This is a genomic window from Siminovitchia acidinfaciens, from assembly GCF_003605385.1.
Taxonomy (GTDB): Bacteria; Bacillota; Bacilli; order Bacillales; family Bacillaceae_C; genus Siminovitchia; species Siminovitchia acidinfaciens.
Genome location: NZ_QYTV02000014.1, coordinates 16,045 through 40,968, shown reverse-complemented (window position 1 = coordinate 40,968; position 24,924 = coordinate 16,045). Strand labels below are relative to the sequence as shown.

The 24,924-nt window shown below is 44.1% G+C and carries 28 protein-coding genes; 1 reads left to right on the top strand and 27 read right to left on the bottom strand.

Annotated elements, in window-relative coordinates; all coding sequences use genetic code 11:
- Window positions 1–60: 60 nt before the first annotated feature.
- The 17 genes from D4T97_RS19415 to metG all read right to left on the bottom strand — a co-directional run bounded on the left by D4T97_RS19415 (window position 61) and on the right by metG (window position 17,083).
- Window positions 61–291 carry an anti-sigma-F factor Fin family protein gene (locus D4T97_RS19415; protein ID WP_126052438.1) on the bottom strand — a complete coding sequence of 77 codons (231 nt, stop codon included), beginning with the start codon at window positions 289–291 and terminating at the stop codon, window positions 61–63.
- A gap of 63 nt (window positions 292–354) precedes the next feature.
- Complete coding sequence (gene pth / locus D4T97_RS19410; RefSeq protein WP_126052437.1) at window positions 355–921, bottom strand: aminoacyl-tRNA hydrolase; 567 nt, start codon at window positions 919–921, stop codon at window positions 355–357.
- 829 nt (window positions 922–1,750) lie between these two features.
- Window positions 1,751–2,377 carry a 50S ribosomal protein L25/general stress protein Ctc gene (locus D4T97_RS19405; protein ID WP_126052436.1) on the bottom strand — a complete coding sequence of 209 codons (627 nt, stop codon included), beginning with the start codon at window positions 2,375–2,377 and terminating at the stop codon, window positions 1,751–1,753.
- Window positions 2,378–2,743: 366 nt separating this feature from the next.
- On the bottom strand, window positions 2,744–3,703 hold the full coding sequence (locus tag D4T97_RS19400) for a ribose-phosphate diphosphokinase (RefSeq protein WP_126052435.1): 960 nt from the start codon (window positions 3,701–3,703) through the stop codon (window positions 2,744–2,746).
- 12 nt (window positions 3,704–3,715) lie between these two features.
- A complete protein-coding gene (glmU, locus tag D4T97_RS19395; protein WP_126052434.1) occupies window positions 3,716–5,089 on the bottom strand; it encodes a bifunctional UDP-N-acetylglucosamine diphosphorylase/glucosamine-1-phosphate N-acetyltransferase GlmU in 1,374 nt (457 codons plus the stop codon).
- A 165-nt stretch (window positions 5,090–5,254) separates the two neighbouring features.
- Window positions 5,255–5,548, bottom strand: coding sequence for a septation regulator SpoVG (spoVG, locus tag D4T97_RS19390; RefSeq protein WP_018708548.1), 294 nt, complete (start codon window positions 5,546–5,548; stop codon window positions 5,255–5,257).
- A gap of 224 nt (window positions 5,549–5,772) precedes the next feature.
- A complete protein-coding gene (locus D4T97_RS19385) occupies window positions 5,773–6,147 on the bottom strand; it encodes a RidA family protein (RefSeq protein ID WP_126052433.1) in 375 nt (124 codons plus the stop codon).
- 15 nt (window positions 6,148–6,162) lie between these two features.
- Window positions 6,163–6,996, bottom strand: a complete 834-nt coding sequence (purR, locus tag D4T97_RS19380; RefSeq protein WP_126052432.1) for a pur operon repressor — start codon at window positions 6,994–6,996, stop codon at window positions 6,163–6,165.
- 627 nt (window positions 6,997–7,623) lie between these two features.
- Window positions 7,624–8,478: a 4-(cytidine 5'-diphospho)-2-C-methyl-D-erythritol kinase gene (ispE, locus tag D4T97_RS19375; protein WP_126052431.1), complete on the bottom strand. Its 855-nt coding sequence runs from the start codon at window positions 8,476–8,478 to the stop codon at window positions 7,624–7,626.
- Between the two features lie 249 nt (window positions 8,479–8,727).
- On the bottom strand, window positions 8,728–8,898 hold the full coding sequence (locus D4T97_RS19370) for a small, acid-soluble spore protein, alpha/beta type (protein WP_126052430.1): 171 nt from the start codon (window positions 8,896–8,898) through the stop codon (window positions 8,728–8,730).
- 366 nt (window positions 8,899–9,264) lie between these two features.
- Window positions 9,265–9,534 (bottom strand): biofilm formation stimulator Veg, encoded by a 270-nt coding sequence (gene veg / locus D4T97_RS19365; protein WP_126052429.1) that lies wholly within the window; start codon window positions 9,532–9,534, stop codon window positions 9,265–9,267.
- A 369-nt stretch (window positions 9,535–9,903) separates the two neighbouring features.
- On the bottom strand, window positions 9,904–10,782 hold the full coding sequence (yabG, locus tag D4T97_RS19360; protein WP_126052428.1) for a sporulation peptidase YabG: 879 nt from the start codon (window positions 10,780–10,782) through the stop codon (window positions 9,904–9,906).
- A 77-nt stretch (window positions 10,783–10,859) separates the two neighbouring features.
- Complete coding sequence (gene rsmA / locus D4T97_RS19355) at window positions 10,860–11,747, bottom strand: 16S rRNA (adenine(1518)-N(6)/adenine(1519)-N(6))-dimethyltransferase RsmA (protein ID WP_126052427.1); 888 nt, start codon at window positions 11,745–11,747, stop codon at window positions 10,860–10,862.
- The gene (gene rnmV, locus D4T97_RS19350; protein WP_126052426.1) at window positions 11,747–12,304 is read right to left on the bottom strand and encodes a ribonuclease M5; all 558 of its coding nucleotides are present in this window, start codon (window positions 12,302–12,304) and stop codon (window positions 11,747–11,749) included. The genes rsmA and rnmV overlap by 1 nt, the downstream gene beginning before the upstream one ends.
- 412 nt (window positions 12,305–12,716) lie before the next feature.
- Window positions 12,717–13,931, bottom strand: coding sequence for a G5 and 3D domain-containing protein (locus tag D4T97_RS19345; RefSeq protein ID WP_126052425.1), 1,215 nt, complete (start codon window positions 13,929–13,931; stop codon window positions 12,717–12,719).
- 244 nt (window positions 13,932–14,175) lie between these two features.
- Window positions 14,176–14,943, bottom strand: a complete 768-nt coding sequence (locus tag D4T97_RS19340) for a TatD family hydrolase (protein WP_126052414.1) — start codon at window positions 14,941–14,943, stop codon at window positions 14,176–14,178.
- Between the two features lie 178 nt (window positions 14,944–15,121).
- Entirely contained in the window at window positions 15,122–17,083 is a 1,962-nt protein-coding gene (gene metG / locus D4T97_RS19335) for a methionine--tRNA ligase (protein ID WP_126052413.1), read from the bottom strand.
- Between the two features lie 338 nt (window positions 17,084–17,421).
- Here metG and D4T97_RS19330 point away from each other — a divergent pair, with 338 nt between their 5' ends.
- Window positions 17,422–17,715, top strand: coding sequence for an AbrB/MazE/SpoVT family DNA-binding domain-containing protein (locus D4T97_RS19330; RefSeq protein ID WP_126052412.1), 294 nt, complete (start codon window positions 17,422–17,424; stop codon window positions 17,713–17,715).
- Window positions 17,716–18,190: 475 nt separating this feature from the next.
- Here D4T97_RS19330 and D4T97_RS19325 read toward each other — a convergent pair whose 3' ends face one another.
- From D4T97_RS19325 to D4T97_RS19280, 10 genes are all read right to left on the bottom strand, one after another.
- Window positions 18,191–18,658, bottom strand: coding sequence for an S-ribosylhomocysteine lyase (locus D4T97_RS19325; protein WP_126052411.1), 468 nt, complete (start codon window positions 18,656–18,658; stop codon window positions 18,191–18,193).
- Window positions 18,655–19,305, bottom strand: a complete 651-nt coding sequence (locus D4T97_RS19320; RefSeq protein ID WP_126052410.1) for a class I SAM-dependent DNA methyltransferase — start codon at window positions 19,303–19,305, stop codon at window positions 18,655–18,657. Before D4T97_RS19320 ends, D4T97_RS19325 begins: the two co-directional genes overlap by 4 nt.
- Window positions 19,306–19,432: 127 nt before the next feature.
- On the bottom strand, window positions 19,433–20,305 hold the full coding sequence (gene rsmI / locus D4T97_RS19315; protein WP_126052409.1) for a 16S rRNA (cytidine(1402)-2'-O)-methyltransferase: 873 nt from the start codon (window positions 20,303–20,305) through the stop codon (window positions 19,433–19,435).
- On the bottom strand, window positions 20,283–20,570 hold the full coding sequence (locus D4T97_RS19310; RefSeq protein ID WP_126052408.1) for a GIY-YIG nuclease family protein: 288 nt from the start codon (window positions 20,568–20,570) through the stop codon (window positions 20,283–20,285). Before D4T97_RS19310 ends, rsmI begins: the two co-directional genes overlap by 23 nt.
- Window positions 20,554–21,300: a tRNA1(Val) (adenine(37)-N6)-methyltransferase gene (locus D4T97_RS19305; protein WP_126052407.1), complete on the bottom strand. Its 747-nt coding sequence runs from the start codon at window positions 21,298–21,300 to the stop codon at window positions 20,554–20,556. Before D4T97_RS19305 ends, D4T97_RS19310 begins: the two co-directional genes overlap by 17 nt.
- Window positions 21,301–21,720: 420 nt before the next feature.
- Window positions 21,721–22,056, bottom strand: coding sequence for a DNA replication initiation control protein YabA (yabA, locus tag D4T97_RS19300; protein ID WP_232019464.1), 336 nt, complete (start codon window positions 22,054–22,056; stop codon window positions 21,721–21,723).
- Window positions 22,057–22,107: 51 nt separating this feature from the next.
- Window positions 22,108–22,935 (bottom strand): PSP1 domain-containing protein, encoded by an 828-nt coding sequence (locus D4T97_RS19295; RefSeq protein ID WP_126052405.1) that lies wholly within the window; start codon window positions 22,933–22,935, stop codon window positions 22,108–22,110.
- A complete protein-coding gene (gene holB, locus D4T97_RS19290; protein WP_126052404.1) occupies window positions 22,928–23,926 on the bottom strand; it encodes a DNA polymerase III subunit delta' in 999 nt (332 codons plus the stop codon). The genes D4T97_RS19295 and holB overlap by 8 nt, the downstream gene beginning before the upstream one ends.
- Window positions 23,927–23,945: 19 nt before the next feature.
- The gene (locus D4T97_RS19285) at window positions 23,946–24,383 is read right to left on the bottom strand and encodes a YaaR family protein (RefSeq protein WP_126052403.1); all 438 of its coding nucleotides are present in this window, start codon (window positions 24,381–24,383) and stop codon (window positions 23,946–23,948) included.
- Between the two features lie 9 nt (window positions 24,384–24,392).
- Window positions 24,393–24,722, bottom strand: a complete 330-nt coding sequence (locus D4T97_RS19280) for a cyclic-di-AMP receptor (protein WP_126052402.1) — start codon at window positions 24,720–24,722, stop codon at window positions 24,393–24,395.
- Window positions 24,723–24,924 lie beyond the last annotated feature (202 nt).

Here is a 24,924-nt window from a genome sequence, read left to right as displayed (position 1 = left end):
CTTTCCAGAAAATGGAACACAGGTCGGAACGGAAAAATGCTTTGGTCCATGGCCAAAGCTTTAATGGATCAGATAATCATATTCATGCAGGTTGGGATTACGCGAAAAAGCCTCGTGGCAGTCTTCGCAAATCGCCTGGATATGAACATCTCCGTCCGGTTGATATGTGATCATTTCCTGTCTTTCTTCTTCCGTTAGTTTGTGTAAACCCAATTGCTGGGATTGTATCATATTATTTTCGATTGAGCCTAATTTTGCCGAACAATGACGGCAAAAATAATGAACAGACATACATCTCACTCCTGTCGCAGGCAAATTTTACTTTTTAGTATAAACGCCTGCACCGGGAGTTATTCATCCTTTGGAATTAAACCGATTCATCACTTCAAGAAAAGGGGCTTCCATCCATTCTTCACACGCATCTGCACATGTTTGAATGACTGACTGCATTTCCTCCCACTCTTCTCGGGAAAATTTCCCTAAAACATAGTCAGGGACCTTCATGTCTCCCGGCGGTCGGTTAATCCCGATCCTAATCCGGTTAAACTCAGGTGTACCCAAATGCTGAATTGTTGACTTTATGCCGTTATGCCCGCCTGCACTTCCTTTTTGCCTCAGCCTAATTTTACCAACCGGTAAATCAAGGTCATCATAGATAACAAGTACATTTTCTATAGGAATCCTAAAATAATCCATCAACGGGCGGATACTTTCCCCTGATAAGTTCATATATGTCAAAGGTTTCAATAAAATGACCTTTTTACCATTATTGCGAACATTGGCATATAAGCCGTTAAATTTTGATTCGTTTAACGTTGTTCCGCTTCTATTGGCTAATTCTTCAATGACTTCAAAACCGATGTTGTGTCTCGTTTTTTCATAACGGGAACCGGGATTGCCCAGTCCGACAATCAGCTTCATCCAATACACCCCAAACCTTTAATCGGCAAATTGTTTTATACTTTTCATATTTAAAAGTATAAAACTTCAAGTAAATGACTGTCCAGCTTCGACACACACGAAGTGCTAGTACCACCGAAGCGACAGGACAAAGAAAGCTTCAGCACCGCTGCCTCCTCGGGTATCGTCTTGTGCTTGTCGGGGCTGAGCAAGGCGCTTCCGCTTTTTCTTTTTGTCCAGCTCCTGCGCCTAGCCCCATCGAGGTCACAAGCCGCTTCCCTGTGGTGGCTGTAGAGCTGCCTCCTCGGGTATCGTCTTGCGCTTGTCGGGGCTGAGCAAGGCGCTTCCGCTTTTTCTTTTTGTCCAGCTCCTGCGCCTAGCCCCATCGAGGTCACAAGCCGCTTCCCTGTGGTGGCTGTAGAGCTGCCTCCTCGGGTATCGTCTTGCGCTTGTCGGGGCTGAGCAAGGCGCTTCCGCTTTTTCTTTTTGTCCAGCTCCTGCGCCTAGCCCCATCGAGGTCACAAGCCGCTTCCCTGTGGTGGCTGTAGAGCTGCCTCCTCGGGTATCGTCTTGCGCTTGTCGGGGCTGAGCAAGGCGCTTCCGCTTTTCTAGTGTCCAGCTCCGGGCGGCAGGGGCTCGAGGTCGCTTCGATCAAACCAATGAAGCCAAAAAAACGGCTTCACTGGTTTGATCTCCGACGGACAGGAAGTCCTAGTGCCACCGACGCCACAGGATGTGGCGCCTGGAGGCGGCCAGCGCTTGTCGCTCCTAGGCAGCCGCCCTTCGCTTTTCTTTATACAAGCGGGGAAAAAGCGCAACCGCTTTGGCTGCGCCTGTATTACATATGAACTTATTCCCCTTCTTCCGAATCTTTGGTTTCTGCACTTGGTGCTTCCCCCGATTCAGCGCCTTCTTCTGTATCTTCTTCAACTCTCGGAGTCAAAATCGTTGCAACTGCTTCATCATCTTCGTGATTGATTGTCACCGAATAGTTTCCGCGGATTTCCCCGATTGAAATTGAATCTCCGACTCCAAGTCCGGAAATATCAACGCTAATTACTTCAGGAATCTCATCCGGCTTCGCGGTAACAACTACTTCGTGAAGAATCTGTTGAAGCACTCCTCCGTCTTTTAAACCCTCTGCGTCTTCAGACAATTCAACGCGGACATTCGCCTCAATCTCCTGAGACATGTCGACTGCTAAAAAGTCAGCATGAATGACTTCTTTTTTAATCGGGTCTTCCTGGTATTCATGCAAGACGACATTAAACTTTTTCCCATCAACATCAAGGTTAATTACGCCGTTTCGGCCAACCTCTCGCATTGTTTTAATAAACTCAGCATTGCTGATTGAAATTGGGGTATTATCCGTTTTATAACCGTAAACGATTGCCGGAATACCTCCTTGCTCCCTCAGTTCCCTAATCTGGGAACGTCGCTCGCTTGTCCTTTCTTTTGCCTTCAATACATTAACCATGAGCACCTTCTCCTAACCATTTGTTGTCAAAAGTACATTACCCATATTTATACCTTAACATACATTCAGATAAACCTCTAGGCTTGAATGTAATCAATATTCTGATTTATTAACGAGGAATAAGACGGAAGGCGCAATAGACCCGTCAATGTGACGAGCCTTTCGCGCGTTCCGCTTTTTAAAAAGTAAAGAAAGTGTAACTTGTTACGAGAAGCTTTATTTAAAATGAAGCTTTTCTTTGTCCAGCTAGGGGCTGCAGGGGCTCGAGGTCGCTTCGGTCAAGTCAATGAAGTCAAAGAACGACTTCACAGACTTGCCCTCCAGCGCTTGTCGCCCCTGATCAGCTGCCCTTCGCTTTTCTTAATATTAATCAAATAAAGTACTTACAGATTTGTTTTCATGAACCCTGATTATAGCCTCGGCAATCAAAGGTGCCACTGAAAGTTCTTTAATTTTGTCGATTTTCTTTTCTTCCGGTAATGGAATAGAGTTTGTCACAATCAATTCTTTCAAATCGGAGTTTTCAATGCGCTCAATGGCTGGTCCAGAAAGAACCGGATGTGTACAGCAGGCATAGACATCTTTTGCTCCTGCTTCTTTTAGCGCATTGACCGCCAATGTGATTGTGCCGGCTGTATCGATGATATCGTCAATCAAAATAGCCGTTTTTCCTTCTACATTCCCGACGATATTCATCACTTCTGCAACATTTGGACGCGGACGGCGCTTGTCAATGATTGCAATTGGAGCTTTCAAGCGATCAGCAAGTCTTCTTGCACGGGTAACTCCACCATGGTCAGGAGAAACAATGACAAGATCATCATTGGCCATTTCTTTCTCTTTAAAATAGTCGGCCAAGATTGGCACACCCATCAAGTGGTCAATTGGAACATCAAAGAATCCTTGGATTTGCGGGGCATGCAAGTCCAATGTGATGACACGTGTTGCACCGGCTGTTTCAATTAAGTTGGCGACAAGTTTCGCGGTGATTGGTTCCCGTGCACGGGCTTTTCGATCTTGGCGGGCATAGCCATAATACGGTATGACAATATTGATTGTTTTTGCGGACGCACGTTTTAAAGCGTCAATCATGATGAGAAGCTCCATCAAGTTTTTGTTTACAGGTTCGCATGTTGATTGGATGACATAAACATCACATCCACGAATGCTTTCTTCAATATTGATTTGAATTTCTCCATCGCTGAATTGGTTGACCGTACATTTGCCCAGCTCCAAACCGATTGCACTTGCAATTTCCTGTGAAAGGGCACGATTAGAGTTTAGTGAAAGAACTTTCAATGTAGGGTCAAGGTATTGATTAGACATGTGGAGCCTCCATTATTTTTTAGATTTTAGTTTTTCAGCATAATTTTCTTTGTTTACTTGTCGTGCACGTGCTATTGCCAGCGCCGATTCCGGAACATCGTCTGTAATCGTTGATCCCGCTGCGATATACGCGCCTTCTTTGATTGTCACTGGAGCCACCAAGTTGGAATTGCAGCCTACGAATACGTCGTCGTTTATTTTGGTCAAAAATTTATTTTGGCCATCATAATTCACCGTAATGGATCCGCAGCCGATATTTACATTGTCGCCCACTTCTGCATCTCCGATGTAACTTAAATGTGAAGCTTTACTTCCTTTGCCGAAAGATGTCTTTTTAATTTCAACAAAGTTTCCGATTTTCACTTCATCCTGAATATTTGTTCCAGGACGAATATGAGCAAATGGACCGATTTTCACATGGCTTCCAACAGCGCTATCGGAAAGGACCGATTGCTGCACGGTAGTATTGTGAGAAATTTCACAATTGTGAACCTCAGTATTCGGACCGAGTTTACAGCCATCTCCAATTTTTGATTTGCCCTGAATGACTGTTCCGGGCAAAATCACAGTATCGCTTCCAATGATCACATCCGTATCAATGTAAGTATTGGCTGGATCGGTAATTGTTACACCATTTTTCATATGTTCCCTGTTAATGCGGGTTCTCATGATTCTTTCAGCTTCTGCAAGCGCAATACGGTCGTTGACTCCAAGAGTCTCTTCAAAGTCTTCCGTTACATAAGCCGTGACAAGCTCTTTTTTCTTTTTCAGAATTTCTATCACGTCTGGAAGATAATATTCCCCTTGCGCATTTTCATTTGATACATTGTCAAGTGCCTCAAACAGGGCTTCATTATCAAAGCAGTATGTACCTGTATTGATCTCTTTGACTGTCAATTCATCTTCATTTGCATCCTTGTGCTCAACGATTCTTTCTACTTCGCCTTGTGCATTTCGGATAATTCTTCCATAGCCGCTTGGGTCTTCGGCAAGGGCTGTCAGTACCGTCGCTTTTGCCCCGGTCTCTTCATGCTGCTTTACCAAAGCCGACATGGTTGCCACTGTAATCAGTGGTGTATCTCCACAAATAACCAAAGTCGTACCTTTTTGACCGCCTAATGCATCTTTCGCCTGCATTACCGCGTGGGCTGTTCCCAATTGCTCTTCCTGAACCACAAACTCGCTTTTGCCTTCCAGGTGCTCTTTAACCATTTCCGCACCGAATCCAACGACAGTTACCGTATGATTCACCTCAAGCTGTGAAATATTATCCACGACATGTTCCACCATCGGTTTACCGCAGACTGGATGGAGCACCTTATAAAGTTTGGACTTCATTCTGGTGCCTTGCCCCGCTGCCAATACTACAGCGAATCTATTTATCATAAAAGGTCCCCCAATAATTTTTTTCCATTATGAATATAGCTTAAAAGTGGCTTTTTTTCAAGGAAATTTCAAATATACTGGCACCTGTAAAAATGTGGAGAGAGGTTATTTCACAATGAAAAAGAGCCATACTCCGAAGGTAGGCTCTCGATGCTTTTTATATAATTAGGAAGCGCCGGCTTCTTCTAATTCCGGTTCTTCTATTTCACCCAAACGGTGGTATTCCGCCAATACGACATCCTGGATTTTGTTTCTGGTGTTCGAATTGATCGGATGGGCGATATCCCGAAATTCTCCATCTGGGGTGCGTTTGCTTGGCATAGCCACAAACAGCCCGTTGTTTCCGTCAATTACACGTATATCGTGAACAACAAATTCATCATCTAGGGTAATTGAGGCAATCGCTCTCATTCTGCCTTCAGTATTGACACGGCGCAGTCTAACATCGGTTACTTCCATTGTGTTCACCACCTTCTCGCTCTAAATGAAATACTATATGTATGTATTCAACAAACTTTGAAAATCTCCTTCTTTAATTAGAGAAATTTTTTTGAATCTTTTCTATTACTAGAAAAACGCAAGCGCTATCATTTGCGCCGTATTGCTTTTTATTAAAAAGACTACTAAAGCGCTTACTATATAAAAATTTATATGGAACCGCCGTTTTAAACGGCGATTCATTATTATTTCACTAAAGCAATAACTTCCATTTCAAGAAGAACATCTTTTGGCAGTCTCGCCACTTCCACACAGGAACGTGCAGGTTTATGTTCGGAAAAATACTGAGCATAGATTTCATTAATAGCACCAAAATCGTCCATGTTTTTTATGAAAACAGTTGTTTTGACGACAGAATCCAAAGATGCACCGGCAGCCTCAAGCACTCCTTGAACGTTTCGAAGAACCTGATGTGCCTGTTCTTCGACACTCCCTCCAACAAGCTCCCCTTCAGGAGTCAAAGGAATTTGTCCAGAGCTGTAAAACATGTTATTGACAATGATTCCTTGTGAATATGGTCCAATGGCAGCAGGTGCATTATTTGTTTCAACTATACGCATATGTAACGGTCCCTTCTATAAAAAATTTGTCATTTTAGAAAAATAATTGCCTTTGACTACATTGATCTGTTTTTCTTTCGAATTGACGTCCGATAATTTGACCAGGGAAATATAATCTTCAACCAGTCTTTCTTCCACGTGTTCAGACTCAACCAATACTGCAATTCCGGCTACGGAAGCCTTAAATTCCTCCAAAAGGTTGACCATTCCATTAATCGTTCCTCCAGCCTTCATGAAGTCATCGACAATAAGAACATTGGCCCCTTCTTTCAGGCTCCTTTTGGACAAGACCATTGTTTGAATCCTTTTTGATGAGCCTGAGACATAGTTGATTGTCACAGTAGGCCCTTCCGTCACTATCTGATCTCTCCTGACGATTACGAACGGAACGTTCAAAAAGGCGGAAACCGCCTGAGCAATCGGTATCCCCTTTGTGGCAACGGTCATGATGACGTCAACTTTTTTGTCAGCCACTGCTGCAGCCAAATGCCTGCCCACTTCATTTAATATTTCCGGGTCACCCAAAAGGTCGCCCATATATAAGTACCCCCCGGGCAATAAACGGTCGGGGTCAGCAACTGCTTTACAAAGACGTTCTACAAATTCTGATGCTTGTTCCTTATTGACCATGGGAAAGAACTTGACCCCGCCGGCTGCTCCTGGTACCGTTTTCAGCATGCCAATTCCCTGATGCTTAAATATATCACTAATGATCACCAAGTCCTCACTGATGGAAGACTTTGCGGACTGGTACCTCTGGGCGAACCAGGTCAAAGAAACAAGCTCCCGTGGATGATTCATTAAATAATGCGTCATATCAACGAGCCGCTCGCTACGGCGAAACTTCATTCTGTAACCTCCCGTGTAACGTATACGCGAATATTATTATAGAAAATATACACAATTGTACGCCTTTAGGCAAGTGTACGAAAAGAAATCCAACGAATTATTTCTTGTGCCAAATAATAGCCTTCGCGCAAGTCAAGCAACGGACTGAGGTGTTCGATGGGTTTCGATCCAATGCCAGCAGCAAAGGCTAAAAAATATAAGTTTAGAGCGGTGTAAACAACCATATAAGGTTTAGAATGGGCGGCAGGGGCTCGAAGTAGCGTTCTGAACCTACCAGCGCTTGTCGCCCCTGAGCAGCCGTCTTCCGCTTTTCTAATTGTCTAGCTCCATGCGTCAGCGACTAGCAGACTTCCTCCCTCTGGTGCTCCAAGGCATAGCTTATTCGAAGAGGTTGTGTTACCTTGTCGCAAAGCTACATGAAGATTACTCGAAGAAGTTTCTCACGATGTGGATGTAATCAGCAGCTTTCCTACGATAAGTCAACATCGGCTCCGACGGACAGGACGTCCTAGTGCCACCGAAGCCACAGGATGTGGCGGTCTGAGGCGGCCTTCGTCGCCGTGTTTCCTTTATCTCGTCAGGAGTCGTCCAGTCTGTACGTCGCTAAACGACGCATTCCGCTTTTCTTTATACCCCCAACATCCTCACCGCAAATACCTGGTCACAAAAACCGCGCAGTCCATTATATATTCTCTGCAGCCTGGAATCATGGCGTACAAGGCCAAACACAGTTGGTCCGCTGCCGCTCATCAATACAGAGTCAGCTCCGAACCTTTCCATCTGCTTTTTTATATGCAAGACTTCAGGATACATGCGAAGGGTGACACTCTCCAGGGCATTGGACATATTCGCGCAGACACCTTCATAATCATTGTTTTCTAGAGCCTGGATCATGCCCTTTGTATTGGGATGGCTGATATTCCTAACATCCACGTTTCGGTATATTTCCGAGGTGGATACCCCAATAGATGGCTTTGCAAGAACAACCCAGCAAGCCGGGGGTGCTGGCAGTTTCATCACTTTTTCTCCTCTGCCTTTGGCAAGAGCTGTTCCGCCGTATACGCAAAAAGAAACATCCGAACCGATTTCCGAGCCCAATTCGGCTAGCTCATTCAATGACAATCCGAGGTCCCACAAATCATTCAGTCCCCTTAACGTTGCAGCGGCGTCACTGCTTCCCCCCGCCAACCCGGCAGCAACCGGGATGATTTTGTTTATAGAGATTTCTACACCTTTATCAATTTGATATCTTTCTTTCAGCAATTTGGCTGCTTGGTAGGCCAGATTCCGTTCATCGGCCGGTACGAAACGATTGCGGGAAAGGATAGCCACTTGATCCTCTTTGATTTCAGTCAATTCCAGCCGATCAGCCAAATCGATTGTCGTCATGACCATTTCTACTTCATGAAAACCGTCTTCCCGCTTTCCTAGCACGTCCAATGACAAATTGATTTTTGCCGGTGCCTTTACCAAAAGCTTCATTCACACTCACCTGCTTCACTTAACGGACAAGCAACAGAGGCCTCCTGCTCCTCCCTTTTCAAAAGCGGGAAGGGATCGTCCGGGTACCCTTGTTCGTCTTACGTCCATACATAATGTCCATTTTACCATGAACTTTTCCCGAACTCCAAGTAACCAAAAAGAAAAAGCCGAGGCTTTTTTTCGCCTCGACTTTTGCGGATGGTATTTGTTCGTTGTCTTTAGGTTCAAAGTGATCATTCTTCACGATTGTTATTGGCCGAGCTGCCGTTCCGCTATTTCAATTGCACGTTTTACCATATTTCCTGCATCCCTGGCCTTGATGCCGCCCCAGCCCTCTTTCTGGACGACATCATAAAAACCCAACTCTTTTGCCAATTCCTCTTTCAATTGATCCGACATGACTCCTCTTCTTCTTCCCAAAGCCATTTCCCCCTTTGCATCCGCCTTTGTATTTTGTGCAAAGGGATTGTGAATATCCAAGAAAAGTGCAAGCCTCCGTCAAGCGACGTACAACTGATATGCGGACGACGACCGCTTAGAGGCAATACGCTGCTTAAGGCGTAGCGTCCCCTTCAGCAATACTTGGCTTATGGCCTCGAGCCGAGACTCGGCCGTCTCTAGCACCACATCACTGGTACTAGTACGTCCTGTGCCGTCGCATCCGGACAACACGACGACGAAAAAAGCCACCTCAGACCGCCACACCCTCGAAGGAGTACGAAGTTCGCTAGTCGCCCGACGCTAAGCTGGACAAAGAAAAGTAAAAACAGCAGTAAACCTTATCGGTTACTGCTGCCCTATAGCTATATTACCTGCTGTTTCATCGTAAAAAGTAAGTTCAACCGTTTCAGTCAGAACATCTGCATAACTGTATGATACCCGTTCAAATGCATTTTCGTCCTGATCTAACTCAACTACAAAAACTGATGGATATGTTTCCGCCAAAACGCCGGAACGTTCGATTGTTTTCCTGCGTCCTCCGTTGGCTTTTAACATCAATCTCTTGCCCAAATTTGAATCAAGGGATTTTTTAATGCTCGCTAATGTTTTCGGCATTTTTTCGCTCCACCTCACTGTATTTCAGTATAACACGCGGTCCGATAAATGTCAAATAAATTTATAATTTTATCAATGAAACATCATCTTTGTCAATCATTTTTTTTCTACAAGTAACGTCTTTTTACAACAATAGTAGTATATCTCTCTTAAATGAAAAATATGTATAAAGAAAAAAATAGGCGAACAACCTTAGGCGACAAGGAAAACATGTGCTCCATTGAATAAGCCCCTCTCAACTTGTAACCTCGACCCTATGGCACCTTTAGACGGACATATCACATCATTATTAAATAAAAATCCCATCTAATTTTATATTTTCTTTTAAAGAAAAAAAGAAAAGCATTGGCTGATTTCCCAATGCTGATTCTACTCCTCCTCTCCAAGTGGCCTGAAAGGCATCCCGGTCCGGAGTATGCCCTTTGTTTCCAGGCCGCCAAGACCTTTTTGCCCTGTAATTGTATTACGCAGGACGTCCCACACATTGATTCTATCCGTAAAAGGTGTGAAGCTAATTTTGGATACGATATAAACCGGATCCAATGCATGGATGTTCACCCGTTGAGGAGAACTTGCAAAGTTGGCACCTGCAAAGATAAGAGACTCAAAGTGAGATTGGCAAGCGCCGGCAAAAATGACAAGTTGGTCGAGATGGGGCACTTTTTTACGTGCTTCCTTTACTGCCTCCACAAAGTATTTGGAATGGCGGTAAGCATTCAAGTCAATTTTCTTCCCCTTTGCTTTGGAGTAAGCATCATGTCCCGTTATAACTAGAATATCCGGGCGGTACTGATCAATTAGGGATGGCACGAGCTTATACATTTCTTTTTCGTTACAATGAACTCCCTTTACCGTTACCCCAATCTTTGAATATAGATCAAGACACCTTTTCAAATAGTTGGGGTCGCCATCAAGATGGAGAACACGGCCGGGCATTTGAAAGTAATTATATTCCCTTTTATAACCATCTGTAGCTGTATATTCCTGTCGGGACCTGAAAAGGTCCAAATCTTGTCGAAATAATTCCCAAGATTGCTTCTCAAGAGAGCGTACTTTAGATGACCTTGTCAGCTGTTCTTCTTCTGTAAAAGGGACAAGGTCTTCAATCGGCGCATTAGCCACAAGCCTGTAATCTTCCCCATAAAGAATAGCTGTTGTTTGACCGTTAATCTCCTGGATGTCGATGACTCGAAATAAAAGATCACATTGGTGAGACAAGCGGCCGACAATCGTATTTTTTGATATCACGGTCGTCAACTCCAATAAACAGCGCTAGTTATCTATCTGTCATAGGCTATGCTGTTTACCGACTCATTGTGTCTGTTTCATTCAGAGTTGCCAAATATCGGGAAAAGGGCATCACTTAAAGTTCCAAATTCCCCCATTGATAAGGTCTCCCCACGTCTAGACGGCTCTATACCGGCAGCATCAAGTGCATCGGCAATCTCTGATTTTCTCTTCTTTCCATCTGGCAGGCCGCTCGTTAAGTTGTTCATGAGCGTCTTCCTGCGCTGCGCAAATGACATTTTGGCAATGTTAAAGAAAAAGCGTTCATTTTTTACGGACACAGCCGGACTTTCCCGCAAAAGCATTCTAATGACTGCAGAATCCACATTAGGCTGCGGGATAAAAACCGATTTTGGGACGATCATAACGGTCTCAGCGGTCGTATAGTACTGGATGGCAATCGAAAGAGACCCATATTCCTTCGTTCCCGGCTTCGCTGCAATCCGGTCCCCCACCTCTTTTTGAAGCATGACGACAATCCCGCGGATAGGCAAATTTTTTTCAAGCAGCTTCAAAATGATAGGCGTTGTCACATAATACGGCAAATTGGCTACAACCATGATATCTTTGACATCAGCAAACTCTTCATCAATCATTTGGTTAATGTCCGCTTTCAATACATCTTCATGGATGACTTTCACATTTTCGTAAGGTGAAAGGGTATCAGCCAAAATCGGCAGAAGGCGCTGATCAATTTCATATGCAACAACCTTTTTGGCCGTCCTTGCCAGATGCTCTGTCAATGCACCGATTCCCGGCCCAATTTCAATGACGCCGGTCTCTTTGGTCAGACCGGCATTTTCGGTGATATTCCGTAGAACATTTGGATCAATTAAGAAGTTCTGACCAAGGCTTTTCTTGAATGAAAAACCGTATTTTTCCATAATTTCTTTCGTTCTGACCGGTGTTGCGATATCTTTTTGCATTATTGTTTTTCCTCCCGTAGTACGTGTTCAAGAGCATCTGCAAACTCCCGCTGGGAAATTTGGAACATCATCAGCCGTTTGTGCAGCTGCTTGCCGTTCGTATAGCCAATTTTCAACAGTTCTCCAAGCCTTTCCCTGCGGCTTGCAGCCTCTGGCCCTCCGATCAATCCCGCATCGATCAGGTCTTCCCTGGTAATGTCCTCCACTTCTGTATCCACCATGGGATGGGCATCCTTCAATGCAAGGCGGATCGCTTCAGGAGAGGCGTGCTCTACACCAATTCCACGCCCGCTGTTCGGCCGTGCATCTTTTTTATCAAGAAAAGCATGTTTACATCCAGGCACATGCTCAGTGATTGCCTTGCGGATTTTTTCTCCCGGAAAATCCGGGTCAGTCAGAACAATGACCCCTCTCTTTTCATGGGCCAATTTAATTTTCTCCAACGTTTCCTCGGAAATGGCCGAGCCGTTCGTTTCAATTGTATCTGCATCCAGCGACCGCTGAATGGCCCTTGTATCATCTTTTCCTTCTACTACAATGATTTCCTTGATTTTCATGTTTCCTCCGGTAAACAGTTTTACTACTTTTATTATTATAACCTGCTTTGTACAACAAAAACGCAAGCGCCTGTTCATCCACGTATAGCCGGAATGCGGAAATGCCTTGTGAAACTTCTTTGAGTTGCTTCGCTTTGCAATGATTTGAACAAGACTTCTTCGAATAAGCTATGGCGCAGGAGCACATTCTTCTTATTAGCTTAATTGCAGGCTTGTGACCTCGAGAGGCTGGTAGGCATTGACGCTAGACTAGAGCACTCTGTAATGGAACACGGCGACTCGGCTGCCTCAAAGCACCACACCACGTCGAAGTCTAAACCTGGCACATTCTAATTCACATAGAAGACTTAGACTAATTTTATACTTTATTCACTTTTAAAAAAAGAAAAAGCAGAGGAGAATTCTCCTCTGCTTAGTCAATGATACGCACTTTCACACGTTTTCTGCCAAAGTTAATTGCTTGGCCTTTGGATTTGACATGAACGTCAATCTTGTTTCCTTTGATCGCTCCGCCTGTATCTCCTGCGACAGCATAGCCGTATCCTTCCACCCATACTTTGGAACCTAAAGGAATGACGCTTGGATCTACTGCAATCACTTTTGCATTAGGATTGGCATTCAAATTGATGCCGGTAGAGGTGACGCCGGAGCAGCCGTTGCAATCCGCAGTATAAGCTGTGGCATTCATATATAATTCTTTTCCTCCACGCGCAGGTGCCGCATTTGACGGCTGTTTGGAACCGGCAGCCGTTGCTTTCCTTTGCGGAGTCAGTGCCGGCGTCACTTTTGTTCCAATAGCAACAATCTTATCTTTGCTGTCCTTAATATTTTTTTCAGAAACGAGTGAACGTTTGACTTCTTTCCCGTTTTCTTTCGTAACTTCAAATTCTTTTTTTATTAAGCCCTCTTGGCCTTCTTGGATGACTTTTTCAGTCCCTTTTGCCAATTTAGCGTCTTCTTTTTTGACAACATCATAATCGAGCGACTCTTCCACTACATCGGTGACCTTTTCTACTCGGATGACATCAATGGATTTCTCAGATGAAACCATCTTTTCAAGTCCCGGTTCTACACGATCCATTTCTCCCAGCTCTACACTTTGCTGTTGTAAAAAGTCAGCGACAGTAGTCGAAGTTGTCCATACCTTTTCTTTCTTCTTTCCGTTATTAAAAACAACTTGAAACGCTCTCTCGATTTCAATTGTCATGTTGGCAAAAATATTTTTTGAAGGTGATATATTGATTTTATCATGTTCACTCAGCTGTATATCCTCGTCTTTTAAAAGCTGCTGAACTGTTTCTGCAGTGGTCATGAGTTTCTCTGAGTCATCCCCGACTGTTATTGTTACCGGCTTAGCCGGCTCCCAGATAAGAGATGAATTGTTTTTAACCACCGATCCTGGCGCATGAGACAAGTAATCTGAAGCTGTTACATCGACATCCAGCTCCTGCAGCATTTCACCGACCGTTTCAGCATGGGTTTTTACTACAACCTGCTCTCCATCAAGTGTAACGGCAACAGTCTTTTTGGTTCCTTCAGTTATTAAAATCATCAGGGTGGCAGTGAACACAAGAAAACTTGCCACTGCCAACCCTAATTTCCTTCGGTTTTTCAAGATAGTACTCAAAGAAAAAACTCCTCCTTCTTCCCCATTGGCTGCTGCCTTGTCCGGCATGAGCCTTGATGAAGAAGTAAAAATTATATTTAAAGAATCCCATTTTGAATGATGGTATGATACGTCCAGCTTCAGCGCCTAGCCCCTCGAGGTCACAAGCCGCTTCCCTGTGGTGGCTGAAGAACTGCCTCCTCGGGAATCGTCTTGTGCTTGTCGGGGCTAAGCAAGGCGCTTGCGCTTTTATTTATTCAGCCAGTCAAGAAATGCCGAACAGTTTCATTGCATTTTCTGTCGTCTTCTTTGCAACTTCCTCATAGCTGATTTCCTTCAGCTCGGCAATCTGTTCAGCAACCAACTTGACATAAGCCGGTTCGTTTCTTTTACCCCGATAAGGATGCGGAGCCAGATAAGGGCAGTCGGTTTCAATCAACAGCCGATCAAGCGGAACCTCCATGGCCACTTTTTTCGGCTTTTTGGCATTTTTAAAAGTGACAGGCCCGCCGAGTGAAATGTGAAAGTTCATTTCAACACACTCTTTGGCAGTTTCGGCGCTGCCGCTAAAACAGTGCATAATGCCTCCGACTTCTTCGGCCTTTTCTTCCCTTAATATTTGAACAACGTCTTCAGTCGCATCACGGTTATGTATGATGATCGGAAGCTTCAACTTCTTGGCCAGGCCGATCTGCCTGCGGAAAACTTCTTTTTGAACATCTTGAGGTGATTTATCCCAATGATAATCAAGCCCCATTTCCCCAAGTGCCACAACTTTCGGATGAACTGCCATCTCCTCAATCCAGGCCAAATCCTCATCTGTCATATCAATTGCATCCACCGGATGCCATCCGATACTTGCATAAAGGAAATCGTATTCCTCCACCAGAATGATGGCTTTTTCAATTGTCGGCCTATTGAAGCCAACAACGACCATATAGGAGACTCCTGCTTCCTTGGCGCGTTCAATTACTTCCTGAAGATCTTCATTAAATTGTTCGTCATTCAAATGGACATGTGTATCAAATAACATGGCTCAATCTCCTTCAATAGAGTATAAAGTAATTTAAAGTAACATAAGTCACAGCAAGATAACATTTAGATTACAAAAAAAGAACATAGAGAAATGGCTTAAACTCCACGTTTAATAAGCCATACCCTCTATGTTATCAATAATCCCTCTATTATCTGAATATTTATCTATATTAAATTTAGTTTACAATTGCCCCGTTTGAAAGAGTTTGATCCACGGATGCAACTGATAAAATGCCGTCTTTTTCCCCGGCAAGGATCATCCCCTGCGAAAGTTCACCGCGCAATTTTACCGGTTTTAGGTTAGCAACGACAATCAGCTTTTTCCCAATCAAATCTTCCGGCTTGTAAAATTCGGCAATCCCGGAGACAACCTGTCTCTTTTCATAGCCGAGATCAAGCTGCAATTTGAGTAATTTATCCGCCTTCTTCACCGGCTCGCAGTCAATGACCTGGCCTACCCGCAGTTCTATTTTCCTAAAGTCATCGATCGTGATTTCAGGAGACTGCTCTGCTTCTTCCTCTTGCTTCTGCTCTTTTTCCGGAGCGGCAGGGCCCTTCATTTGATCTTTGATATATTGAATCTCCTCTTCCATTTCAAGTCTTGGGAATATTGGAGTACCTTTTGAAACGACTTTCGTATCGGAAGGGATATTGCCGAACGTTTCAAGGCTTTCCCATGTTTGGAATTGCTCTTCCATAATATTAAGCTGTTCAAACACCTTTTTCGGCGTCTGAGTCAGGAACGGCTGCAGTAAAATTGCTGCTCTTCTGAGCGACTCCGCCAGATGTACCATAACGCTGCCTAATTCATTCCGTCTTGCTTCATCTTTTGCGAGGACCCAAGGCTCAGTTTCATCAATATATTTATTTGTTCTGCTAATCAATTGCCAAACTGAAGAAAGGGCTACGGAAAACTCCATGTTCTCCATCGCTTCCTCGTAATCTCTCACTGTTTGAGTGTTCATTTCCAGCAAGTCTTTGTCGAACGGTGTAACTAATCCTTCGTAGGAAGGAATGTCACCGTCAAAATATTTATTGATCATTGCAACTGTTCTATTTAATAAGTTTCCAAGGTCATTTGCGAGGTCGTAATTGATTCGTTCGACAAATCCTTCAGGAGTGAACACACCATCGGATCCGAATGGTACTTCTCTTAAAAGGTAATAACGGACAGCGTCCAGCCCGTAGCGGTCGATCAGCATGACCGGATCGACAACATTCCCTTTGGATTTGGACATTTTTCCATCTTTCATAAGAAGCCATCCATGGGCAAATACCTTTTTCGGCAGTGGCAGATCAAGTGCCATGAGCATGATTGGCCAATAAATAGTATGGAAACGAACAATTTCCTTTCCGACAATATGGACATCAGCCGGCCAATATTTAAGATATTTGGAGTCGTCATCAGTCCCATAACCAAGCGCAGTGATATAGTTGGTCAATGCGTCAATCCAAACATAGATGACATGCTTGGGATCGCCGGGAACTTTAATGCCCCAGTCAAATGTTGTTCTGGAAACAGCCAAATCTTCCAGTCCAGGTTTGATAAAGTTATTGATCATTTCATTTTTTCTTGATTCGGGCTGGATGAAATCAGGATTGTCTTCATAATATTGAAGAAGCCTGTCGACATATTTGCTCATTTTAAAGAAGTATGACTCTTCTTTAACCAATTCTACCGAGCGACCGCAGTCCGGACAGTTGCCTTCCTCCAGCTGGCGCTCCGTGAAGAAAGACTCACAAGGTGTACAATAATACCCTTCGTATTCATCAAGGTAGATATCCCCTTGGTCCAGTAGCTGTTTAAAAATCTTTTGGACAATCACTTTATGCCGGTCTTCGGTTGTGCGAATGAAGTCATCGTAGGAAATATCTAGTTTTTTCCATAACTCCTTAATTCCACTAACAATATGATCAACATATTCTTTTGGTGAAACATTATCCTTGGCTGCTTGCTTTTGAATTTTTTGCCCATGCTCGTCAGTCCCTGTCAAATACATGACATCGAAACCGCGCATGCGCTTATAGCGAGCCATCGCATCACCAGCTACTGTTGTGTATGCATGACCAATATGCAAATTTCCACTTGGATAATAGATGGGTGTTGTTAAATAGAACGTTTTAAGCTTTTCCTTCACCAATGTTTCCTCCCTCTCGCTAACAGCGATGCCATTTATATACATGCTGCAAACCCACTCTTTGCATCTTGTCCTCTTCTACATTAAAAATATACGTGAAATCAACGATTACTGCAACTTACGCCTGCTACCAAGGAAACATGAAGATGGAACCTTTGAACATATGTATGATTTTAGTAGACATGGATACATAGGAGTTTCTATCTAAGAATTTGACATTTTTTTTAACTTATAATTGACTGGCATAGGAAAGACTGGTACGATAAATCTGATAAAAAGTGTGACAAATAGTATATTTTTTGATATAAAAACAAGATTCTTTGAGAGGAGAAAGTAGCATGAAATCTACTGGAATTGTGCGAAAAGTCGATGAACTCGGCCGAGTAGTCATACCTATTGAATTGCGGCGCACTTTGGGGATTGAGGAAAAAGACGCACTGGAGATATACGTAGATGATGAAAAGATCATCCTTAAGAAATACAAGCCGAGCATGACTTGCCATATAACTGGTAATGTGTCAGATGACAACGCCTTCTTTGCTGGTGGAAAACTGGTCTTAAGCCGTGAAGGTGCAGAGCAATTGATACAGGAAATCCGTAATTCATTTGACCTTAATAAAGTGAATAATTAATAGAAATCAAAAAAACCCCTTCAGAGGAAGGGGTTTTTTTGATTTCTATTTGAAACGATCCTGGACAGGCGCCTACGCTTTTCTATTGTCTAGCGACGCACAGGATGTGCTAGTGCAGGCGAAGCGACAGGACGTCGCAGCTTGAGCCTGCCTCCGGGCGGCAGGGGCTCGAGGTCGCTTCGAAAAAAGCAATGAAGGCAAAGAACGCCTTCACTGTTTTTTCTCCGACGGACAGGACGTCCTAGTGCCACCGAAGCCACAGGATGTGGCGTTCTGAGGCGGCCAGCGCTTGTCTCCCCTATGCAACCACCCTACGCTTTTCTACTGTCTAGCTGCAGCGCCTATCGACTAGCAGACTTCGCGGACTTCTCCTACGATAAGTCAACATCGCTCCACTGCGTTCCGCGTGTTTCCTTTATCTCGTCGAAGCCGCTCCAGTCTGTACGTCGATGGACAGGCGTTTCCGCTTTTCTATTTACCCGAAAACCTCTATCCACTCATCCCGGTGAGCGAGCATATTTTTTGCAAGTTCTTTTGCGCCTTCCAAGCTATGGCTAGCCGCCCATCCGCACTGCACCTCGTTGCATGCTGGTACCTCTGTCGCCACCAACACATCGTTCAGTGTTTTTTCCAAAATGTTTAATACGTCCTCGTAGTCATCATGGTTGACCAAAGACAAATAATAACCTGTTTGGCATCCCATCGGGCTGATATCAACAATTTTATCGGAATGATTTCTACTGAATTCCGCCATCATATGCTCTAAGGAATGAATCGAAGGCATTTCCATGTGCTCCTTATTCGGCTGAGTGAAACGAAGGTCATATTTACGGATGATATCTCCGTTTTCCCCTTCCACCACGCCCGCCAGGCGGACATAAGGAGCCTTCACTTTTGTGTGATCCAAGTTAAAGCTTTCCACGTTCATTTTTTTCTGAGTCATTGATTTTCTCTCCTTTTTTCGGCATCCATCACCCACACAAAAGCATTCATCTGCGTAAAAGTGACTTGGAAGCCATTCTCTTCAAATATCTCCTGCAAAACTGGAATGGTTGTGTAATATTCTGTCTGTAAATCTTCAGCAAGACGGTTATGATTGTTTTGCAACGCTTCTTTTATTATAGCTTGTTTTGCCTCTTCATCGATAAAAACCGTGTCGGCAAAGACAATTTTCCCCGTTTCATTAAGAATGTCACTATACAAGGCAATGGCCCTGCTCTTCTCCTCATCCGTCAAGTGATGGAAAGCGTATGTGCTTACGATTGTATCCGGATGCTCTTCAGGCATAGGGAATGTTAAAAAGTCACCCTCAACTACCGGCACATGAGGAAGCTTTTCCTTTGCCTTGTTCCTCATTCCTCTAGAAGGCTCTACACCGTAGATTTCGAAGCCTTCCTTCAGAAGCTTTTCTGTCAGATTTCCCGTTCCGACTCCAAATTCAACTATATATCCTTTTGACTTTTTTGCAACCTCATCAAGAATTTGTTCATAATGCGCGAAAACTTCCTTATATTCAACATCGCCACCTACGACTGTTTGATCATATGTGTTGGACCAGGCATCAAATAGTTGGTTGAAATCTTTAGCCATTCTTAATCCACCCTTTTCATATAAAAATAATCGGAATTGATTTATCAATTAATTTATCATGTGTTTTAAAATAAAGCAACACAAAAATAAAAAAGCATGAGCCCTTTTTAAACGGGGCTCATGCCTTCTAATCTATATGGTACGCCTGATATACGTCGCGTTTGGACACTTGGCGGTCGCTTGCCGCCCGCTTGATGGCCTCTTTTGATGGCAGGTTCTCGTTTTCGATGTAATGCTCAACATGCTCTTTCAATCCGAGCGGCGCCCACCATGGCGGCCCCTCCTCAAAATCTGGATCCTCATTACCTTCCACAACGATGCAGAACTCGCCCCGAACTTCCTCCTTCTCAGCCCATTCGACCGCCGAGAGAAGTGTTCCACGCAAAAATTCTTCAAACTTCTTTGTCAACTCCCTGCACAAGACAATCTTGCGGTCTCCAAGAAGATTCAACATATCTTTTAACGTGTCTTTTAATCGGTGCGGTGCTTCATAAAAGAGAATTGCTCCGCCCTGGCGCCTTAACCTTTCTAACTCCGCCTTTCTTTCTTTTTTTCCTCTGGGAAGAAATCCATAAAAATAGAAAGGCTGGGGCTCGATGCCTGATGCGACCAAAGCGGTCAACGCAGCGTTCGCGCCCGGCAGCGGCACAACCGCTATACCCGCTTCAATGGCCGTTTGAACGATTTCATATCCGGGGTCTGAAATACAAGGCATGCCTGCATCGCTGACAAGCGCTATATTATCCCCTTTTAAAAGCCGCTCGACAAGCTGACGGCCGCTTGTTTCCTTATTATGCTCATGATAGCTTGCAAGCGGTGTTGAAATTTCAAAGTGGCTGCACAGCTTTTTCGTATTCCGTGTATCTTCCGCAGCAATCAGGTCTGCTTCCTTCATCAAGCGAATCGCGCGAAAGGTCATGTCCTCCAAATTACCAATCGGTGTCGGTATTAAATATAGGGTTCCCAGATTTATAGGATCATTGCTTTTCTGACTGCGCATTTCTTTCACCGGCCTCGTCTAAAAATTTCTCTTTTTTCGACCTCGTCAGCTGCTTGAAAGCATACTCTGCTTTAAGCGCTTCTCCTTTTCCATCGAACTCTTCCTTATAAATCATCGTGACAGGGGTCCTCGTCCTGGTATATTTGGACGCTTTGCCGCTGTTATGCTCAGAAAGCCTCCGTGAAGGATCCACTGTATACCCACCGTAAAAAGAGCCATCACTACACTCCAGCACATAAAAATAATGCCTATTCTTCTTTTCCATACAAAATCTCTCTTACTTCCGGAGTATACTGATTTTCATCGTCGTAGACAAATAGGGGAGGCAATGCTTTCAAACCGGAATTCCCGTTTTTGATTCCCTCAACTAAAATCGTGTTTGCTTCTTTCCCTGCTTTAGGATAGACAAACCGCAGACGCTTCGGCTCCAGCCGGTATTGCCTCATAATAGTCAGTATGTCCATCAGCCGCTCGGGCCGGTGGACGAAAGCCGCTTTGCCGCCTTGGCGGAGAAGCTGGCTGCTTGTGCGGATGACATCTTCCAACGTACAGAGGATCTCATGGCGGGCAATAGCCAAATATTCGTTTTCATTAATAATGGACGGCTCCGCCGAAGTAAAATACGGCGGGTTGCATGTCACTACATCATATTTTCCGTGCCCGAGCGTTTGAGTAATATCTTTTAAATCACCATGGATCATATGAATTCTGTCTTCCAGGCGGTTGTATGTGATGCTTCTTTCCGCCATATGATAAAGACGCTCTTGAATCTCCACGCCCGTGATAGTCGCTTTTGTTTTCCCGCTCAACAGCAGGGGAACCACTCCATTGCCGCTGCATAAATCAATAATCTTCCCTTTTTGGATAGGGACATAGGCAAAACGGGCCAGCAGAACGGCATCAAGGGAAAAAGCGAATACAGATGGACTTTGTACAATCCGTAAGTTTTCCGCGAGTAAATAGTCCAGGCGCTCGTCGCCAATCAATTCAACCATATAAAACACCTCATTTAAGAAAAGCGCAAGGCGCCCGCTTCGGCGACAAGCACAAGACGAATTGCGAGGAGGCAGGTTTTCAGCCACCACAGCAAAGCTAATTACTTAGATTACATCGTGTGAAGCTTCTTGAATGGACTTCATGAAGCTTTGCGACGAGGTGAACTGCTCTTCCTCGAATTCGCTATGCCGCAGGAGTACATTCTTCCTGAATAAACTTCCTCGTGGCTTGTGACCTCGAGCCGATGGCGCCTGAAGCTAGACATAACATAATCTTGTTTAAATAGAAAACTTGGTCTAATCTCATACCTTATTTAACCTAGAAAAAAGCTCAAACGCCCTGATCAGCGCCTCTGTTTGATTAGTCTATACAATAAAATAGCCTTCCCCAATCAAACAGGAAGGCCTACCTATTATCAATTATTTTTTATTCAAAAAGGAAAGGCAGAACAGGCAATCCTCATCCCTGCGGGGGCTGCCGAAATGAACGTTGCAAATATGGAAACCTTCTTGATATAGACGGGCCAGATTATCATAGCCCTCTCCAATATCAGTTTCATTCATTTTATCAAAAGCAATTCGTTCGTGATTCTCTCCATCAGGCAATATGAGACCGGGCTTTTCCATCCCTTGATCCAGATGTCGTCGTAATTGGTCATTTTCCGACTTTAACGCATGGTTTTCTTCGATCAATTCGACCAGATACTGCTTGAGTTCACCAAGCTGCTGATAGAGCTGGCCGATCTGCATTTCCATATTGCTTACTGAATCGAAGAATTCCTTTTTATCCTTCACCTTACCACCTCATTATTCCGTGGCCTGAACAGACGTCACACTTTCACTCATAATCTCTTCGAGTGTATATTCCAACACCCGCTCCTGGTCAGACAGCTCCACTTGCATAATACGCTCCAATATATTTAAACCAACCACTCTTCCCGAACCATTCGGTGTACGGATAACCTCTCCAACATCAGGAAGTGCAGCCTTCGCCGCTTCATACTCATCATTTTCATATTTCAAGCAGCACATCAGCCTGCCGCATAAGCCGGAAATCTTTGTCGGGTTTAAAGAGAGATTTTGATCTTTGGCCATTTTAATTGATACAGGTTCGAAATCTCCCAAAAAAGTCGAACAGCAAAGCATGCGCCCACACGGGCCAATGCCGCCGAGCATTTTCGCTTCATCTCTTACACCAATTTGTCTCAGTTCAATTCTTGTCCTGAAAATGGATGCCAAGTCTTTGACAAGCTCCCGGAAATCAACTCGGCCATCAGCTGTAAAATAAAAAACCACCTTGTTGCGGTCGAATGTATATTCCACATTAACAAGCTTCATATCCAACTGGTGTTCCGTGATTTTCTCCGAACAAACTTCATATGCCTCTTCGGCAGCTGCTTTATTTGCCTCCACATTCTGCTTGTCTTCTTCATCCGCAAGTCGGACAATTTTTTTCAAAGGAAGCACGACGTCATGTTCGCTGACCTGCTTCTTTTCGGTCACGGCTTTTCCAAATTCGATGCCCCTTGCAGTTTCTACAATGACATAATCATCTTTGCGGACTGGATGATCCAACGGATCAAAATAATATATCTTACCGGCTTTTTTAAACCGGACTCCTACTACGTTATACAAAAGAAGGTCCCCCCTGCAAATTCAGCACAAGCTGTTCCATTAACAGCTGAGGATTCATATTTGCGTGTAATTTTCTCTTGGCTTCCAAAATTGCAGTCATTTGTTCCGACAGCCTTTTCATTGAGGTTTGAAGTGCATCCTTCTCCAACGTCTGGCGCTGATCAGGATATACAAGCTGCCGATCCTTCCCCAGTTGTATGTTAAGTACGTCTTTATATATATATAATAAAAGAGACAATCCCATGTCATGCTGGGCTTTCTCTTTAAAATGCCCAATCCAGTCAACTTGTAAAGTAGTCATGGCATAGAGCGGATTATTCAGTACTTCATATAATTTTAACACTATTTTTCTGGCTTGTGCAAACCAATCATCGTCATTAAGCCTTAAAGCTTCCTGCAAATCGTTGGTAATGGCAGCAAGAAGGAAGGTTTTCCCTTTAGGCACCCCTGCTTCTTCCAATCTTTTTGCAAAAAACTCAGGTGTCAATGGATGGAATGGGACGGATTGACAGCGTGAAATAATTGTCGGCAATAATTGCTGAGGCTGATCAGTAACAAGGACAGCCGTCGTTTCTGCATGTGGCTCTTCTAAAAACTTCAGTAAACTGTTCGCCGCCTGAACCGTCATCTTTTCAGCATCAATAATAATATATAGCTTTCTCTTCGACTCCATGCCTGATTTACTGAATTCTGTCCGCAACGCGCGAATTTGATCTATTTTAATGGAAAGCCCGTCCGGTTCCACAATATGAACATCCGGATGGTTCCCGCTTTTGATTCTTTTACAGTTTCCGCAATGGTCACAAGGAGTTACATCTTGTCCATTTTCCTCGCAGAACAAGCTGGCTGCCATTAACAGGCTTGCTTCTTTTTTCCCGGTACCATGTTCGCCTTCAAACAAATAGGCATGGGCGATCCGGCGATTGACCAGACTGTTTTTCAAAAGCCTGGCCGCGATCGGCTGTTCCTTTTCAAATTGATCCCAATTCATATCCCCGGTATTCACCCACCTACGTATATAAATTAACCAGCAGCCCTTTTATTTCACCGACTTTACCCAATATATCAATGGACTGCTTTTCATCCTCTAACATTTCTTCCGTTAGTTCAACCAATTTCTCATCAATCAATTCAACAGTCTGCAGTACTCTTCCTTCAGCAAATCTGTTCCAGCTGTGCGACTGTTTCAACTCCATTCCGGCTTCCACAGTTTCCTTCACAAGCTGTTTAACAAGCGACTTATATTTAACCAGGTCTTGAAAATTCCTCGATTTTCCAAGCCGTTCCCCTGCAAATTGGACATCTGCCAACAGCCTGTCTAGCTGTTCTTTGTACAGCTGGACCTCCTGGCGCGAGATGATTTCAGAGAACTTGGTCCCGCTGCTGCCCGACCTTGGAACCGATGAATATTGTCCTGTCCTTAATCCGGCCAAATCATTTACTTTCATGGACTGCTCCTAAAATTGGTGGAACTGCTCGATTGGGAGAACAAATACAGTTGCTCCTCCTACCGATACTTCCACTGGGTATGGGATATATGAATCAGCATTGCCTCCCATAGGAGAAACAGGCGCCATTAGCTGCTCCCGTGATTTACAGCTCTCTCTTATTACTTCAAGCGCTTTCTCCACGCGAACGTCCTCTGTACCTATCATAAAAGTCGTATTTCCGGACTTCAAGAAGCCGCCAGTAGTTGCCAATTTTGTTGCCCTGAAGTTATTTTCAACCAAAGCATTCATTAGACGGTTGCTGTCCTGGTCCTGAACTACAGCCATAATTAATTTCATTTTGCTCACTCCTTAGAAATAAAGTGAAAAACAAATTTGTTATTATTCTTATTATATCAGCTAATCTAATATGTGACATTGTTATTCGTCCATGAGGCCCAATACTTTCAATAAAAAAAAGCTATTTTTTATAAGAAAAGCGGAAAGCCTTGCTCCGCCCCGGCAAGCACAAGACGGGCAGCACATCAGCCACCATTGCAAA